Consider the following 14,354-nt stretch of genomic DNA (forward strand, 5'->3'; position numbering starts at 1 on the left):
GCACCCCTGGTGGGTGCCGGCCCTCCGCCGCGTCACGACTTCCTGGGGTGTACAACGCCGATAGGCTGACCTTTCCGGGCGCGGAAACCGTTTGGCCTGGCGGCCTGGCGGGTAGCCCCGGACTGCTATTCCATGACACCGAGAGGATCGGGTGCGCTGGCGATGGGCGGCAGAGGGCACGACTCCACGAGCACCTGGCCGAGCTTCACGCTGACCAAGCTGGTGCCCGGTCAGCGCGGGCTGGAACCTCGGCTGATCGCGAACCGCTACGAGCTGGGCCCGGTCATCGGGGCCGGTGCCACCGCGCAGGTGTTCCAGGCCCGCGATCGGCTGGAGAACCGGGAAGTCGCGGTGAAACTGTTCCTCCCCGGCACCGCCACCCGCCAGCCGCGCGAGGCCGCCATCCTGCGTGGTCTCGACCACCCCGGGCTGGTGACGATGTCCGGTTTCGGCACCCACGAGGGCAGGCCGTATCTGGTCATGCGGCTGGTCGACGGGCCGACACTGGGCGCCCGGTTGCGCGCGCGGGTGCTCGAACCGGCCGAGGTGACCACGCTGGCGGTGAAGCTGGCCGACGCGCTGGCGTACATCCACGCGCACGGCGTCACGCACCGGGATCTCAAGCCCGGCAACATCTTGCTGGCGGGCGACGAGCCGCTGCTCGGTGATTTCGGCATCGCGCACCTCGTCGAGGCCACCGCGATCACGCGGACCGGCGAGGTCGTCGGGACCGCCGCGTACATGGCGCCGGAACAGGTGCTCAGCCAGGAGGTAGGGCCGGCGGCCGACATCTACGCGCTCGGCCTGGTACTGCTCGAATGCCTCACCGGATACCGGGAGTACCCGGGCACGGCGGTCGAATCCGCGGTCGCGCGGGTGCACCGGCAGCCGGTGATCCCGCCGCACCTGCCGGGTGAGATGTCGGCGCTGCTGCGGCGGATGACCGCCAGGAAGCCGGAAAAACGCCCGGCCGCCGCCGAGGTCGCGGCGCTGCTCCGCCCGCCGGGCACCACCCCCATCCCCGAGCAGCGCGGTGTGCGCCGCAACCGGGTCGTGGCGGCGCTCGGGTTGCTGACCGCGGTTTCGCTGACCTTCGCCGTCGGCAAGAGCTCGGACACCGACCCGCGGCCGTCGGCTCCCCCGCAGCAGGTCGCCGATCCCGGCACGACGACGCGTCCACCGGACGTCGTGGTGCCCATTCCCGCGGTCGCTTCGGCCGAGCTGCCCGCCGAGGCCGTTCACCAGCAACAGGAGCAGGCCGCGACAGCCCAAAAGGGCGAAGGAAAGGCGCAAACGCCGAAGAAGATCAAAGAGAAGGGCAAAGGGCCCAAGGAATGAGCGAACCACTCACATTCGGGGTGGAAGAGGAATTCTTTGTGGTCGACGCGGCAGGTCACCTTTCCCAGTACGGCGGCGAGGTCGTCGAGGAGGCCGAGGAGCCCGACGGCGAGCTGCAGAAGGAACTCACCCGCGCGCAGGCGGAATCGGCCACCGGCATCTGCGTGACCCCCGGCGAGGTGCTCGCCCAGCTGAAATCGCTGCGCGCGAAACTCGCGGGCGCCGCCGCCAGGCGCGGGCTCCGGCTGCTCGCGAGCGGCACCGCGCCGCTGCCTGAACCGGGCCCGCCCGGCATCACGCGCGGCGCGCGGTATCAGCGGATGGCCGAGCATTTCGGGGCCACCGCCCAGAGCGGCGCCACCTGCGGCTGCCACGTCCACGTCGCCATCCCGGACAGGGAAGCGGGTGTCCGGGTCATCAACCAGGTCCGGCGAAGACTTCCGGCACTGCTCGCGCTGCTGACGAACTCACCGATCGCCGACGGCGCGGACACCGGCTACAGCAGCTGGCGCTACCAGCAATGGACCCGCTGGCCGTCCGCCGGTCCCCCGCCGCGGTTCAGCTCGCTCGACCACTACGAGAGCCTGATCGACGGCTGGCTGCGCGCGGGCGCCATCCTCGACCGCGGCATGGTCTATTGGGACGTAAGGCTTTCCGACAATCAGCCGACCGTCGAGTTCCGGGTAGCCGACGTGGCCGCCGTCCCCGAGCACGCGGCACTGCTCGCCGTGCTGGCGCGCGGACTGGTCCAGACCGCGCTCGACGGCGAGGAAACCTTGCCGGAACTGCCGAACGAGGTACTGCGCGGGCAGCTGTGGCGCGCCTCACGCGACGGCGCGGAGGGCCGCGTGCCGCATCCCGTGCACGGCGACCTCGTCCCCGCCCCGGTGGTGTTCGACGAGCTGCTCACGCACGTGGCGAGCGCGCTCAAGTCGACCGGCGACCACGAGTTCGCCGAAGAGGGACTGGCCAGGCACCGCGCCGACGGCAGCGGCGCGCAACGGCAGCGGCGAGCGTTCGCCGACGGCGGCGGCGCCCGCGCGGTCGTCGACCTGCTCACGGTCCAGCCGCCCTCGTGAGTCGTTCAGCCCGCGCGGCGGCCTAGCCGCAGCAGCGCGGCCTCCAGTTTCGCGCGGGCCGACTCCGGCTGCGCGACACCGGTCTCCATCGCCGCGACCAGGCTCGTGGCCAGTGTCTGCAGTTTGGTGTTCGACTGCTGCGAAGCGTCGATCAGCACCTGGAACGCGTCGGCGGCGTTGCAGCCGTACGCGAGCATGATCATGCCCTTGGCCTGCTCGATCGGCGCCCGCGACGACATCGCGAAACGCATGCCGGCCGCTTCGTCCTCCAAGTCGTGGCGCAGCTCGGCCTCGGCGGCCTTGCTCGAGGTCAGGTCGATGAAGTAGCCGTGGACCGTGCGGACAGCCCGGTCCTCACCTCGGTCGGGCTCCCCCACGACCACGATCGACACGGTACGGCCGTCGACGGCCTTGATCCGGTGCTGGCTGCTGAACGGCGCGCTGGCCGCGACGATCACATCGGCCAGCTGACTGGGGTCGTCCGGATGCCGGTGGCGGCGCAGCAGCTCGGTGGTGGGTTCCACCTCACCCGGCCGCCTGCCGTGCATCTCGAAGATCTCGGGTGACCAGGTCCATTTCGCCGACTTCACGTTGTAATGGAAAAGACCCACCTGATCCGCGTTGGTTCCCTTACTCGAAGCCGGGACAGGCCGCTCCTGCCAAGACATCGGACTCTGCTCCTCCGTGCACAGACGATCGACAAGGTGGTTCCACACCGGTTTGAAAAGGTATCGAACGGCCGATCCACCCGCGCGCGAGCGCACTCGCGGGATGTCCCACGGTTCCGCGAGAGGGCTCGGGCGGGAGGGACTAAGGCCGGTTGTCGAGCGACGGGCTGACCGCGGGGTAGCGGCCTTCCTGTCCGGGAACGGGCGTGACCGTGGTGCCCTGCTGCTCTGGCTCGACGCGCTGCTGGCGGCGGCCGGTCACGGCGGCCTCGTCGACCTGCTCCTCGCGGATGCGGCCGAGCACGGCCAGCGTGATGCCGTGCGCGATCGCCAGCACGAGCAGGAGCACGCCCACGCGGCCGACGATGCCTGGCAGGTCGCTGCCGCCCATGTCGATGGTCGAGAGCAACGCCAGCAGGCCTAGCACGGCCAAGTGGAACAGCACGGTCACGAGGCGGGTCATCGAAGCACCCGCTTCGGCGTCGCCGTAGGAGTTCTCGAGGTACCGGCGGCCGCTGCGGTAGATGATCTGGCCGTCGACCGCGACCAGCGCCACCCCGATCAGCAAGAACGTCAAGTACGCGTTCGTGTCCATGCGGGCGCTCCTTTCTGCGTCTTCACCGGAGGTACCCAGGCGGCGACGCGGGGAAACGCCCTCAGCCCGCGAAGGTGTCCGGATCGGGCCCGGTGCGGCGGCCGGCGTCGAGCCCCGTGATCGACCGCATGTCCTCGTCGTCGAGCTCGAAATCGAAGATGTCGATGTTCTCGCGCAGCCGTTCGGCGTTGGCGGACTTGGGAAAGACGACGTTGCCGAGCTGGATGTGCCAGCGCAGCACGATCTGCGCGGCGGACCTGCCGTGCTTTTCGGCGAGCTTGGCCAGCACGGGGCCGGCGAGCACCTCGCCCTGCGCGAGCGGGCTCCACGCCTCGGTGACGATGCCGTGTCCGCGGTGGTACGCGCGCAGTTCCTCCTGTTGCAGCAAGGGATGCAGCTCGATCTGGTTGACGGACGGCACGACGCCGGACTCTTCGCGCAGGCGGTCGAGATGCGCGGGCTGGAAGTTCGAGACACCGATCGCACGAGCCTTCTCCGCGCGCAGGATGTCACCCAAGGCCGTCCAGGTGGCCGGGTAAAGATCCTTGCCAGGCAACGGCCAATGGATCAGGTAGAGGTCGACGTAGTCGGTGCCGAGCCGCTGCAGGCTGCCTTCGAGCGCGTTGATCGCGTTGTCGTAGCCGTGCGCGTCGTTGGCGAGTTTCGTGGTGATGAAGACGTCTTCACGGGCGACACCGGACTTCGCCACTCCCTCGCCGACGCCTTTCTCGTTGCGGTACATCTGCGCGGTGTCGAGATGGCGATAGCCGGCCTCCAGCGCCTCGCGCACGACCTCGGCCGTGTCGTCCGGCGGGATCTGGAAGACCCCGAGCCCGAACTGCGGGATGGTGCCGCCGTTGGCCAGTTCGACATCCGGAACGGTGATTGTGCTCATGACCTTCGCCTACCCGTGCGCGCGGGCGCGCAAACACGGCGGTGCGGCCATAGGGAGGCCGCACCGCCGTTGTCCACCCGATCAGGTGCCAGGATGATCCACGTCACCGCGCCACGCGCCGGTCTCCCGGCCGCGCTTCTCGATGAACTCCTTGAACCGCTCCATGTCCGACTTGATCCGGCGATCGAGGATGCCGAGCTTGTCGCCCACGTTCTCGACGAAACCCTCGGGGTCGATCGTCAGCTGGGCGGTCACCCTGGTCTTCTGGTCCGCGAGCCGGTGGAACGTGATCACGCCCGCGTGGTCGGGACCGGCGTCCGAACGCCACGCCACCCGTTCGTCCGGGTGCTGTTCGGTGATGGTGGCGTCGAACTCCCTGGTGACGCCGCCGACCTTGGTGACCCAGTGGGTGTGCGTCGCGTCCACCTGGTTGATCCGTTCGACCCCTTCCATGAATTCCGGGAAGGATTCGAACTGGGTCCACTGGTTGTACGCGGTGGATACCGGAACGTCGACTTCGACGATTTCGGTGATCGTGCTCATTCACGCCTCCTTGTCGGTGGTCGGTGAAAAACGGTTACCCGGCGACTCGATCGGCAAACGTGGATACGGGGCGTGATTAGGGACGTCCGCTCCCGGGTACCCGGCACCCATTCGAACCGGGAGGTGTGATCAGTGATCGAAGAAGCACGCAAGCGGCCACCCGAGGAGCGTTCGCTCGGTGAGCTGGTGACGGACCTGTCCGACGAGCTGAAACGGCTCGTGCGCGACGAGTTGCGCATCGGCATGTTCGAGTTGCAGCGCAAGGGAAAGCGCATGGGTCTGGGCGCCGGGCTGTTCGGTGTCGCCGGGCTGATGGCGTTGTTCGGCGCGGCCACGCTGGTCGCCGCCGCGGTGCTCGCGCTGGCGCTCGTCGTGCCCGGCTGGCTGGCGGCCGTCATCGTCGGCGCCGCGTTGCTGCTGCTCGCCGGGATCTCGGCGCTGGCAGGCAAGAAGGAAGTCCAGCAGGCCGTGCCACCGGTGCCGGAAGAAGCCATCGAAGGCGTCCGCGACGACGTCGAAACCGTCAAGCAAGGGGTGCGCTCATGAGCGATTTCCCGAAGAACGCCGAAGAAGCGAAACTGGACCGCGAGGTGACCCGCCAAGAGCTCACCGAGACACTGGAAGCGTTGGGCACCAAGCTCGACGTGAAGACCCGGGTGAAGGAAAGCGTGGACGAGAAGCTCGACGAGGCGACGGCGAAGCTGCCGGAGCCCGCCGCGAGCAAGGTCCGTGCCGGCGCGGAAGTGGTGCGCCGCAACAAGATCCCGGTGCTCGCCGGATTCGCCGGGCTGCTGATCGTCATCAAGATCATCGTGAGCAGGAGCAGGTCATGAGCGCGTTGCTGTACAAACCACTGAGCCTGGTCGTGAGCGGACTCGGCGGCGTGCTCGCGAGCATGGCGTTCAAGCAGATCTGGAAACGGGTCAGCGGCGAAGAAGAGGCGCCGAACGCGACCGACCGCGATTTCGGCTGGGGCCAGGTGATCATCGCCGCCGCGGCGCAGGGCGCGATCTTCGGCGCGGTGAAGGCCGCGACGGACCGCGCAGGCGCCATCGGCTACAAGAAGGCGACCGGCGATTGGCCCACAAAGGACTGAACCCCGCGCTCGGTGCGCCGGCCGCAGTGGCCGGCGCACTCGGGCCTAGGGCGCCGAAGTCGGGCGGCGGCGGCGCGCCGCGATGGCGGTCGCCAGGTCGGGGTACACCTCGAGCAGGCCGTCCATGCCGGTCACCGCGAGGGTGCGCGGGATGACGCGCCCGGCCGCGACCACCACCAGGCTGATCCGCTCCTGGGTCTGGTGCAGCACCCGCAGCGCACTACAGCTGAGGAAACCGACTCTGGACAGGTCCAAGATCACCCGATCGGTGACAGCGGAGGCGTCACCGAGCACGTCGGCGAGTCTCGGCATGGTGGAGGTGTCGACCTCGCCGACCACGGTCACCACCGTCACCCCTGGTGACGGACGGGTGAGCGTACAAGACAATCCGCCCGTGTAATCGGGATCTAAGAACAGCGCGCTCATTGTGTGCTCCTCTCGCAGCGGTTCCCCGCAGGGTGGCTGACCGAGCACGTGTCTGAACAACAGTCAGTGACTACGACGGTACCGCGCTGACGGCTCAGGTCAACCCTGGGTCGTTTCACGTCCGGTTCCTGGGGTACCCGTTCCGTTTCACTGTGAACCAAACCGCGCCAGAGCCCGACGTTTAGCCGCCGCCGACCGGCGGTACCCACCGGTGCATGACTGAAACCGTTGCGGACCATGTGCTGGCCAGGTTGCGCGAATGGGGTGTCGAGCAGGTTTTCGGCTACCCCGGTGACGGGATCAACGGGCTCGTCACGGCGTTCGGCGACGCCAAGAACGAACCGCGGTTCGTGCAGGTGCGCCACGAAGAGATGGCGGCGCTCGCCGCCGTCGGCTTCGCCAAGTTCGGCGCCAGGCCCGGGGTGTGTATGGCTACCTCCGGGCCTGGCGCGATACACCTGCTCAACGGGCTCTACGACGCGAAGCTCGACCATGTCCCGGTGGTGGCGATAGTGGGGCAGACCGCGCGCAGCGCGATGGGCGGCAGCTACCAGCAGGAAGTCGACCTGCAGTCGCTGTTCAAGGACGTGGCCAGCGAGTACCTCGTCGAGGTCAACGTGCCCGAGCAGCTGCCGAACGCGCTCGACCGGGCGATGCGGACCGCGATCGCGCAGCGCGCGCCGACGGTCGTGATCATCCCGGCAGATGTGCAGGAATCCCCTTACATACCACCGAAACACGAGTTCAAGCACGTGCCGTCGAGCCCGCCTGACCATCCCAGGGCCAGTGTGGTGCCGCCGACCGACGAACTCGCCCGCGCGGCCGAGGTGCTCAACGCGGGCCGCAAGGTCGCGATGCTGATCGGCCAGGGCGCGCGCAACGCGGTCACCGAGGTGCGCGAGGTCGCGGAGCTCACCGGCGCCGGGGTGGCCAAAGCGTTGCTGGGCAAGGATGTACTGCCCGACGACCTGCCGTACGTCACCGGCTCCATCGGGCTGCTCGGCACCCGGCCGAGCTACGAGCTGATGCGGGACTGCGACACGCTGCTCATCGTCGGCTCCAACATGCCGTACGCCCAGTTCCTTCCCGAGTTCGGCCAGGCGCGCGCGGTGCAGATCGACATCGACCCTCGCTTCATCGGGCTGCGCTACCCCACCGAGGTCAACCTGCTCGGCGACGCGAAAAGCACGCTGCAGCGGCTGATCCCCTTGCTGGAACGCCAAGACGACCGCAAGTGGCGCGAGCGCGTCGAGTCGGGCGTGACACGATGGTGGGAGACGGTCGAGCATCAGGCGTTACTCGAAGCCAGCCCGGTGAACCCGATGCGGGTGGTGCACGAGCTCTCGCTGCGCATCCCGGACAACGCGATCGTCACCTCGGATTCGGGATCGGCCGCCAACTGGTACGCCCGCAATCTGCGGATGCGCGGGCAGATGCGTGGCTCGCTCTCCGGCACGCTCGCCACCATGGGCGCTGCCGTGCCGTACGCGATCGGCGCGAAGCACGCCTTCCCCGGCCGGCCGGTGATCGCGCTGGCAGGCGACGGCGCGATGCAGATGAACGGGTTGGCCGAGCTGCTGACGATCGCGCGTTACCAGGAGCTGTGGGACGACCCGCGATGCGTGATCTGCGTGTTCCACAACAACGACCTCAACCAGGTCACCTGGGAGCTCCGCGCGATGGGCGGCGGCCCGAAGTTCGAAGAGTCCCAGACACTGCCCGATGTGTCCTACGCGGACTTCGCGACCGGGATCGGCCTGCGCGGCATCACCGTCACGCACCCCGACCAGCTGGGGCCCGCCTGGGACGTGGCGCTCAGCGCGAGCGTGCCGACCGTCATCGACGTGCACTGCGATCCCGAGGTGCCACCGATCCCGCCGCACGCGACGTTCGAGCAGATCAAGTCGATGACCGAGGCGGTGCTCAAAGGCGACCCGAACGCGTGGCATCTGATCAAGCAGGGCATCAAGACCAAGGCCCAGGAACTGCTGCCGTGACCGCGGACTCGGCTTGAGTGAGGGTCAAGACTCTGTTCCCGGATGCCGCGTGGGTCGGTCGAACGCACAAACGCCACGTTTGCAACGCTGAGCGACACATACGCCCCGTTCGTTCCGTCCATAACGCCGACAATCTCGGACAAATGCGACAAAGCGGGGCAGAAGGTGTGACAGCTTGCGTCCTTTGTGGACATTCGCTTGGGCGTGAGCCGTGTCATCCGGGAAAGTTGATCTTCGCGAAACCCGAGTTTGGGCAACTGGATGGCCCGAAGTCGGGTTTCGCGTCGCTGGACAGTCCGGGCCGAGCCTTGAACCACCCGGCATTGCGCATATCTGGGCGAAGGGGGCCTCACCAACCTGGGTCGAGTGAGGGAGGCCCTCACTCGGATCCGTTTTCGTTCGCCAGTGCCGGGAATCGACCCGTTCGGCCTGCTCAAACACCCTTCGCTGACCGTGACGGTCGCCGAGCCGGAGCTGCTCGCGCGGGCGTTGAACCGGGTGAACGTGTGAACATCAGGTTTCTTGGGCACTCTCGGATCACACCGGATCACGAGGGAGATCGATCATGGCCTTCGCCTTCGTCAGTCGCTGGCTCGGGTGGCGCGAAACGCCCCCGGCCACCGTGGTCGAGCTGTCGTGCGGCGGGCGCGTCGCGGTCGCGGAATCCGAGAACGGCCTCACACTGGCCGTCACCACCGCCCCGGACGCGAATGGCGAGGTCCACTTCGCCACCGTCCCACTGTCGGTCGCCGAGCGGCTCGAACTGGGGCAGGTACTGGACGTCGAAAAACCATTGGCCTCTTAGGGAGTTTTCGCGATGCGCGACGAGATCGACTGGTCCAGGTACGTGGGCGAAGCCGAGTACCCGTGCGGCCGCGACGTCTTGCTCAGGTCGGCCGCGGCCCAAGGCGGCGATGACGAAATCCTCGGTCAGCTCGGCAAACTCCCCGAGCGCGAGTACGACTGCTTCGAGACCGTCCGCACCTCGCTGGCCTCGTGAAGGGGCTCACGAGTCCTTGAGCGCCGGCTCGCGCCAGTGGGGTATCGCCTTGGCCATCGAGTCCCAGAACTCGCCCGCGTAGTACCGGTAGATGTTCTCGACCTTGAAGTAGTACCCGACCGGGGTCATCGCGGCCGCGTGCACGAAATATCGCGGCCCGGCTTCGAAGGGCGCGTGCTCGGCGAAGCTCAGCAAGATCGGGTTCCTGGTCAGCGGCGCGAACTCGGCGGCGGGCACGAACAGCGGGAAGCACACCCGCTCGATCCGCGGCGAAGCCCAGCTGAACGTGAAGTACACCGAGAACGCGTCGGCACAGCGCCGTACCACCGCCTCGTCGGCCGGGATCGCCAGATCCAGGTCGGCCAGCATGCGCGAGACGATCTCCGGGGTGAGTGTGCCCGGCGCCGGGTGGAAGTACAGATTGACCGTGCGGCTGCGGAGGTCGACCGCCATCAGGCCCACGTCACCGAGGCCGTACCTGGCGATGAACCCCGCCTCGGCGTCGATCGCGCTCGGCATGGACGGCAGCGCGGCGATCCGCGAGACCGGCTGCGCGTCACCGACGCCGAAGGTCGCGTAGATCTTCTCGATCCCCGTCGTGGTACCGAAATCGGCGCCCCAGATGTCGACGGGCAGCCTCGCCGCGATCTCGTGGTGTGCCGTGCCGACCAGGCCGTCCGGCTCGGGCAGCAGCCCGTGGCGCAGCGCGATCGGGTACGGATCGGGGCTCGGGCCGCCGAAGCCGGTGTAGCGGTAGCTGAGGTCGGGCGTGCCGCCCGCCTTGGTCGTCGTGCGGAACGCCAGGCCGGTGCCCGCGAACCCGTCGGCGAAGGCGGTTAGGCACGGCATCACCGTGTCCCGCTCGCAGACCGCGCCCATGGCGCCCGCGAGGTGTTCGATGTCCCGGTAGAGCTGCTCGATCGGCGACATGAACGTCATGGGGTCCGATCCTTCTCCTCGCCTGCCCGTTCCTCAACCGGCCGAAGTCGCTATTACACAACGTGATGATCGTTGGTCTCAAGGGGTGAAATAGCGACGCACCCTCCCCCCAGGTAGGTACTCACCGCCCTAGATTGACGCGGTGTCCGAGTCCCAGCTGCCCATCGGGGTGCCCGCGAGCCGTCGTTCGGCGGGCGAGCTGCTGCGCACGCTCAAGCGGGATCGATGGGCGCTGACCAGCGCGATCGTCATCGGCGCGCTGGCCGTCACCGGGGTCGCGGCACCCCTGATCGCCGGGATCGAGGGGCAGGATCCGTACACCTTCCACACCGAGCTCCTGACCGGCCCCGGCAGCACCGGGGGCGGGCCGCTCGGCGGGCTGGACTGGGACCACTGGTTCGGCGTCGAGCCGCTCACCGGGCGTGACCTGTTCGCCATCGTCGTCTACGGCGCGCGCACGTCGTTCCTGATCGGGCTCGCGTCGACGGCCGTCGCGATGGTGCTGGGCGTGGTGCTCGGCGCGAGCGCCGGCTACCTCGGCGGCTGGTGGGACCGGATCGTCATGCGGACCATCGACGTGCTGCTCGGGTTCCCCTCGCTGATCTTCATGATCGCCATCGGCGCGGTCGCGCCGCCGTCGCTGCCCCGGCCGGTGCTGCTGATCGCGCTGATCGCGGTGTTCAACTGGCCGCGGACCGCGCGGGTGATCCGCGCGCAAACGCTCTCGCTGCGCAAACGCGACTTCGTCTCGGCCGCGCGGGTGCTCGGCGCGGGGCCGTGGCACGTGTTCCGGCATGAGCTGCTGCCGAACCTGCTGGCGCCGGCGATCGTGCTGACCACCATCAGCATCCCGCAGCTGATCGGCCTCGAAGCGGCGCTGTCGTTCCTCGGCGTCGGGATCACCGCGCCGACGCCGAGCTGGGGCCGGACCATCGGCGACGCGATCGGCTGGGTGCAGACCCAGCCGACCTACCTGCTCTTCCCCGGCCTCGCGTTGTTCGCGGCGACGCTGGCGTTCAACGTGCTCGGCGACGCGCTGCGCGACACGCTCGATCCCCGATTCGGGGTGCGCGGCTAGTGCACGTGCTCCGCGTTCTCGCCGGCAGGCTGGCCGGAATGCTGTTCGTGCTGCTGGTGATCAGCCTCTGCACCTACGCGCTGTTCGCGCTGCTGCCGGAGGACCCGGCGCGGATGTCGTGCGGCAAGCCGTGCACGCCGGAGAGCCTGGCGCTGGCCCGCGGGTTCATGGGCTTCGACAAGCCGTGGATCCAGCAGTACCTCGACTTCCTCGGCGGCATCTTCGCCGGGCGCACCTTCGGCTCCGGCCCGACGGCGATCACCTGCGACGCGCCGTGCTTCGGCTACTCGTTCCTGCAGAACGCGACCGTGACCGACCTGATCACCACCCGGATGCCGGTGACCGTCTCGCTCGCGCTCGGCGCGGCGGTGATCTGGCTGGTCGGCGGCGTGGCGCTCGGCGTGTTCTCCGCGCTGCACCGCGGCAAGGCGGCGGACCGGCTCAGCATGGCGTTCACGCTGGCCGGGGTGTCCGCGCCGACCTTCCTGCTCGGGCTGCTCGGCATCCTGATCTTCGGCTTCACCTTCAACATGGTCCCGGTCAGCGGGTACGTCGCGCTGGCGGACGACCCGGTCGGCTGGGCCTGGCACCTGATCACACCGTGGCTGGTGCTGGCGATCGTGCACATCGCCGTCTACGCCAGGCTCACCCGCGCCCAGATGCTCGAGGTGCTCGGCGAGGACCACATCCGCACCGCGCGCGCGATCGGGCTGCGCGAGCGCACGGTGATCGGCAAGCACGCGCTGCGCAACGTGGCGCTGCCGGTGGTGACGGTGTTCGCGATGGACCTCGGCGGGCTGCTCGGCGGCGCGGTGATCACCGAGCGGCTGTTCGCGCTGCCGGGGCTCGGCGGCCTGCTCATCGACGCCGTCTCGTCGAAGGACCTGCCGCTGCTGCTGGGGATCACCGTGTTCGCCGCGGTGCTGGTGATCGTGGCCAATTTCGTGGCCGACATCTGCTACGGGCTGCTCGACCCGCGAGCCCGTGTCCACTGAAGAGGGGAAACACCACATGGATCGGCGGACATTTCTCAGAAGCGTCACCGCGGCCGCCGCGCTGACCGGCACCGGCGGCCTGCTCGCGGCGTGCAACGCGAACCCGCAGGGACCGTCGAACGCCTCGGCCGAGGTCACCAAGGGCGGCACGCTCTACATTCTCAGCGACCTCAGCGTCCAGCAGCTCGACCCGGCGAAGAGCCAGAACCTGGCGATCACCATGCTCGGGTTCGTGCACCGCAGGCTGACGTCGTGGAAGATCGAAGAGGGCAAGCCCGCCACCGTGGTCCCCGACCTCGCCACCGACACCGGCCGCGCCAGCGACGGCGGCAAGACGTGGACGTTCACCCTCAAGGACGACATCCACTACGCCGACGGCACGCCGATCGTCGCCGCGGACATCAAGTACGGCATCGAGCGCACCTTCGCCGACGCGTTCACCAGCGGGCTCGGGTATCACAAGAAGCTGCTGGCGGGCACGGACGGCTACAAGGGGCCGTTCCAGGGCTCGGAGCTGGCGTCGATCGAGGTGCCCGACCCGAAGACGATCATCTTCCGGCTCAGCCAGCCGTACGGCGACTGGACCTGGATCGCCAGCACCCCGCCGTTCGCGCCGGTGCCGAAGGGCAAGGGCACGGACGCGTCGTACACCGAGAAGCCGATCGCCTCCGGTCCCTACCAGGTGGCCTCCTACGCCAAGGGCGTCGAGGTCAAGCTCAGCCGGAACCCGCACTGGGACAAGGGAACCGACGAGGCGCGAGCGGGCCTGCCCGACGAGATCGTGATCCAGCTCGGGCAGCAGACCGACGTCATCTCGCAGCGGCTGATCGCGGACGCGGGCAATGACAAGTCCGCTTTCGCCGTGTCGTTCGTAGCGCCGGCGCAGCTCGCGCAGATCCAGGGCAACCAGCAGGCGAAGCAGCGCGTCGTGACGTCGAAGTCCGGCGCGCTCGCCTACCTCGCGCTGAACGTGCGCCGCCCCGCGCTCGCCGATCCCAAGGTGCGCCAGGCGTTCCAGTACGCCATCGACAAGGCGTCGTACCAGATCGCCTCCGCGGGCAGCGCCGAACTCGCGGGCGGCGTCGCCACCACGCTCATCACCGAGGGCATCGCGGGGCGCGAGGTGTACGACCTCTACCCCGCGCCGCCGGGCGGCGACGTCGAGAAGGCCAAGCAACTGCTGCGCGAGGCCGGGCACCCCGACGGCATCGGCCCCCTCGACTTCGTCCTCTACAACAGCAACAACTACCCGAAGAAGGCGGAAGCGGTGCAGGCCGCGCTGCTGCGTGCCGGGATCAAGACCGAGCTGCGGGTGATGGACTCCGAGGCGTGGGAAGCGCTGGTCGGCGGCCCGGAAGGCACCTACGACCTCACGCTGACCTCGTGGCAGCCGGACTTCCCCAGCGCCAACGGCAACATCCAGCCGCTGTTCGACTCGAAGGAGATCGGGAACGGCGGCTACAACTACTCGCGGTACTCGAACCCCGAGGTCGACAAGCTCATCACGCAGGCGCAGGGCACCGTCGACCCGGCGGAGGCCGGGAAGGTATGGGCGAAGGCCGACCGGCTGGTCATGCAGGACGCGCCGGTGGTGCCGCTGATCTACACGCGCAACTCGTTCCTGCGCGGGTCCAAGATCGGCAACTTCGTCATCGGCGCCTTCCCCGCCTACCCGAACTACCTGCAGATCGGACTGACGAAGTAG

The 14,354-nt window shown here is 68.6% G+C and carries 17 protein-coding genes; 11 read left to right on the top strand and 6 right to left on the bottom strand.

Features of this window, described 5'->3' with window-relative positions:
• Positions 1–132 precede the first annotated feature (132 nt).
• Positions 133–1,338 (top strand): protein kinase, encoded by a 1,206-nt coding sequence (locus ACFV15_RS14775; protein ID WP_378350909.1) that lies wholly within the window; start codon positions 133–135, stop codon positions 1,336–1,338.
• Positions 1,335–2,417, top strand: coding sequence for a glutamate--cysteine ligase (locus tag ACFV15_RS14780; protein ID WP_378350911.1), 1,083 nt, complete (start codon positions 1,335–1,337; stop codon positions 2,415–2,417). The genes ACFV15_RS14775 and ACFV15_RS14780 overlap by 4 nt, the downstream gene beginning before the upstream one ends.
• Positions 2,418–2,422: 5 nt before the next feature.
• On the opposite strand, the gene ACFV15_RS14785 is transcribed toward ACFV15_RS14780, so the two are convergent.
• The 4 genes from ACFV15_RS14785 to ACFV15_RS14800 form a co-directional block, all read right to left on the bottom strand.
• Complete coding sequence (locus ACFV15_RS14785) at positions 2,423–3,085, bottom strand: PAS and ANTAR domain-containing protein (RefSeq protein WP_378350913.1); 663 nt, start codon at positions 3,083–3,085, stop codon at positions 2,423–2,425.
• 142 nt (positions 3,086–3,227) lie between these two features.
• Positions 3,228–3,680, bottom strand: a complete 453-nt coding sequence (locus ACFV15_RS14790) for a hypothetical protein (protein WP_378350915.1) — start codon at positions 3,678–3,680, stop codon at positions 3,228–3,230.
• Between the two features lie 61 nt (positions 3,681–3,741).
• Positions 3,742–4,575: an aldo/keto reductase gene (locus ACFV15_RS14795; RefSeq protein ID WP_378350917.1), complete on the bottom strand. Its 834-nt coding sequence runs from the start codon at positions 4,573–4,575 to the stop codon at positions 3,742–3,744.
• Positions 4,576–4,656: 81 nt separating this feature from the next.
• Positions 4,657–5,118, bottom strand: a complete 462-nt coding sequence (locus ACFV15_RS14800; RefSeq protein ID WP_378350919.1) for an SRPBCC family protein — start codon at positions 5,116–5,118, stop codon at positions 4,657–4,659.
• 132 nt (positions 5,119–5,250) lie between these two features.
• Here ACFV15_RS14800 and ACFV15_RS14805 point away from each other — a divergent pair, with 132 nt between their 5' ends.
• Genes ACFV15_RS14805 through ACFV15_RS14815 form a run of 3 tightly spaced genes read left to right on the top strand, consistent with a single transcriptional unit; the run spans position 5,251 to position 6,214 of the window.
• Positions 5,251–5,664, top strand: coding sequence for a phage holin family protein (locus ACFV15_RS14805; RefSeq protein ID WP_378350922.1), 414 nt, complete (start codon positions 5,251–5,253; stop codon positions 5,662–5,664).
• Positions 5,661–5,951: a DUF3618 domain-containing protein gene (locus ACFV15_RS14810; protein WP_378350924.1), complete on the top strand. Its 291-nt coding sequence runs from the start codon at positions 5,661–5,663 to the stop codon at positions 5,949–5,951. The genes ACFV15_RS14805 and ACFV15_RS14810 overlap by 4 nt, the downstream gene beginning before the upstream one ends.
• The gene (locus ACFV15_RS14815; protein WP_378350926.1) at positions 5,948–6,214 is read left to right on the top strand and encodes a DUF4235 domain-containing protein; all 267 of its coding nucleotides are present in this window, start codon (positions 5,948–5,950) and stop codon (positions 6,212–6,214) included. The genes ACFV15_RS14810 and ACFV15_RS14815 overlap by 4 nt, the downstream gene beginning before the upstream one ends.
• A gap of 45 nt (positions 6,215–6,259) precedes the next feature.
• Here the strand turns inward: ACFV15_RS14815 and ACFV15_RS14820 are convergent, their stop codons facing one another.
• Positions 6,260–6,640, bottom strand: coding sequence for an STAS domain-containing protein (locus ACFV15_RS14820; protein ID WP_378350928.1), 381 nt, complete (start codon positions 6,638–6,640; stop codon positions 6,260–6,262).
• A gap of 215 nt (positions 6,641–6,855) precedes the next feature.
• Here ACFV15_RS14820 and ACFV15_RS14825 point away from each other — a divergent pair, with 215 nt between their 5' ends.
• The 3 genes from ACFV15_RS14825 to ACFV15_RS14835 all read left to right on the top strand — a co-directional run bounded on the left by ACFV15_RS14825 (position 6,856) and on the right by ACFV15_RS14835 (position 9,637).
• Positions 6,856–8,637 (top strand): thiamine pyrophosphate-requiring protein, encoded by a 1,782-nt coding sequence (locus ACFV15_RS14825; protein ID WP_378350930.1) that lies wholly within the window; start codon positions 6,856–6,858, stop codon positions 8,635–8,637.
• Positions 8,638–9,202: 565 nt separating this feature from the next.
• A complete protein-coding gene (locus ACFV15_RS14830) occupies positions 9,203–9,442 on the top strand; it encodes a hypothetical protein (RefSeq protein ID WP_378350932.1) in 240 nt (79 codons plus the stop codon).
• Positions 9,443–9,454: 12 nt separating this feature from the next.
• On the top strand, positions 9,455–9,637 hold the full coding sequence (locus ACFV15_RS14835; protein WP_378350933.1) for a DUF2795 domain-containing protein: 183 nt from the start codon (positions 9,455–9,457) through the stop codon (positions 9,635–9,637).
• Between the two features lie 6 nt (positions 9,638–9,643).
• On the opposite strand, the gene ACFV15_RS14840 is transcribed toward ACFV15_RS14835, so the two are convergent.
• Complete coding sequence (locus ACFV15_RS14840) at positions 9,644–10,576, bottom strand: aromatic prenyltransferase (protein WP_378350935.1); 933 nt, start codon at positions 10,574–10,576, stop codon at positions 9,644–9,646.
• Positions 10,577–10,718: 142 nt separating this feature from the next.
• Between ACFV15_RS14840 and ACFV15_RS14845 the strand changes: the two genes are divergently transcribed.
• The 3 genes from ACFV15_RS14845 to ACFV15_RS14855 are packed head-to-tail and all read left to right on the top strand — an operon-like array spanning position 10,719 to position 14,354.
• Positions 10,719–11,654 carry an ABC transporter permease gene (locus tag ACFV15_RS14845; protein WP_378350937.1) on the top strand — a complete coding sequence of 312 codons (936 nt, stop codon included), beginning with the start codon at positions 10,719–10,721 and terminating at the stop codon, positions 11,652–11,654.
• A complete protein-coding gene (locus ACFV15_RS14850; protein ID WP_378350939.1) occupies positions 11,654–12,649 on the top strand; it encodes an ABC transporter permease in 996 nt (331 codons plus the stop codon). The genes ACFV15_RS14845 and ACFV15_RS14850 overlap by 1 nt, the downstream gene beginning before the upstream one ends.
• Positions 12,650–12,665: 16 nt before the next feature.
• The gene (locus tag ACFV15_RS14855; RefSeq protein WP_378350941.1) at positions 12,666–14,354 is read left to right on the top strand and encodes an ABC transporter substrate-binding protein; all 1,689 of its coding nucleotides are present in this window, start codon (positions 12,666–12,668) and stop codon (positions 14,352–14,354) included.

It is taken from the genome of Amycolatopsis sp. NPDC059657, assembly GCF_042734395.1.
Classification (GTDB): Bacteria; Actinomycetota; Actinomycetes; order Mycobacteriales; family Pseudonocardiaceae; genus Amycolatopsis.

Bases quoted from the DNA above. Each gene is read 5' to 3' on its own strand.
- ACFV15_RS14775 (WP_378350909.1), top strand. From the start codon at position 133: ATGACACCGAGAGGATCGGGTGCGCTGGCGATGGGCGGCAGAGGGCAC.
- ACFV15_RS14780 (WP_378350911.1), top strand. From the start codon at position 1,335: ATGAGCGAACCACTCACATTCGGGGTGGAAGAGGAATTCTTTGTGGTC.
- ACFV15_RS14785 (WP_378350913.1), bottom strand. From the start codon at position 3,085: ATGTCTTGGCAGGAGCGGCCTGTCCCGGCTTCGAGTAAGGGAACCAAC.
- ACFV15_RS14790 (WP_378350915.1), bottom strand. From the start codon at position 3,680: ATGGACACGAACGCGTACTTGACGTTCTTGCTGATCGGGGTGGCGCTG.
- ACFV15_RS14795 (WP_378350917.1), bottom strand. From the start codon at position 4,575: ATGAGCACAATCACCGTTCCGGATGTCGAACTGGCCAACGGCGGCACC.
- ACFV15_RS14800 (WP_378350919.1), bottom strand. From the start codon at position 5,118: ATGAGCACGATCACCGAAATCGTCGAAGTCGACGTTCCGGTATCCACC.
- ACFV15_RS14810 (WP_378350924.1), top strand. From the start codon at position 5,661: ATGAGCGATTTCCCGAAGAACGCCGAAGAAGCGAAACTGGACCGCGAG.
- ACFV15_RS14815 (WP_378350926.1), top strand. From the start codon at position 5,948: ATGAGCGCGTTGCTGTACAAACCACTGAGCCTGGTCGTGAGCGGACTC.
- ACFV15_RS14820 (WP_378350928.1), bottom strand. From the start codon at position 6,640: ATGAGCGCGCTGTTCTTAGATCCCGATTACACGGGCGGATTGTCTTGT.
- ACFV15_RS14825 (WP_378350930.1), top strand. From the start codon at position 6,856: ATGACTGAAACCGTTGCGGACCATGTGCTGGCCAGGTTGCGCGAATGG.
- ACFV15_RS14830 (WP_378350932.1), top strand. From the start codon at position 9,203: ATGGCCTTCGCCTTCGTCAGTCGCTGGCTCGGGTGGCGCGAAACGCCC.
- ACFV15_RS14835 (WP_378350933.1), top strand. From the start codon at position 9,455: ATGCGCGACGAGATCGACTGGTCCAGGTACGTGGGCGAAGCCGAGTAC.
- ACFV15_RS14840 (WP_378350935.1), bottom strand. From the start codon at position 10,576: ATGACGTTCATGTCGCCGATCGAGCAGCTCTACCGGGACATCGAACAC.
- ACFV15_RS14855 (WP_378350941.1), top strand. From the start codon at position 12,666: ATGGATCGGCGGACATTTCTCAGAAGCGTCACCGCGGCCGCCGCGCTG.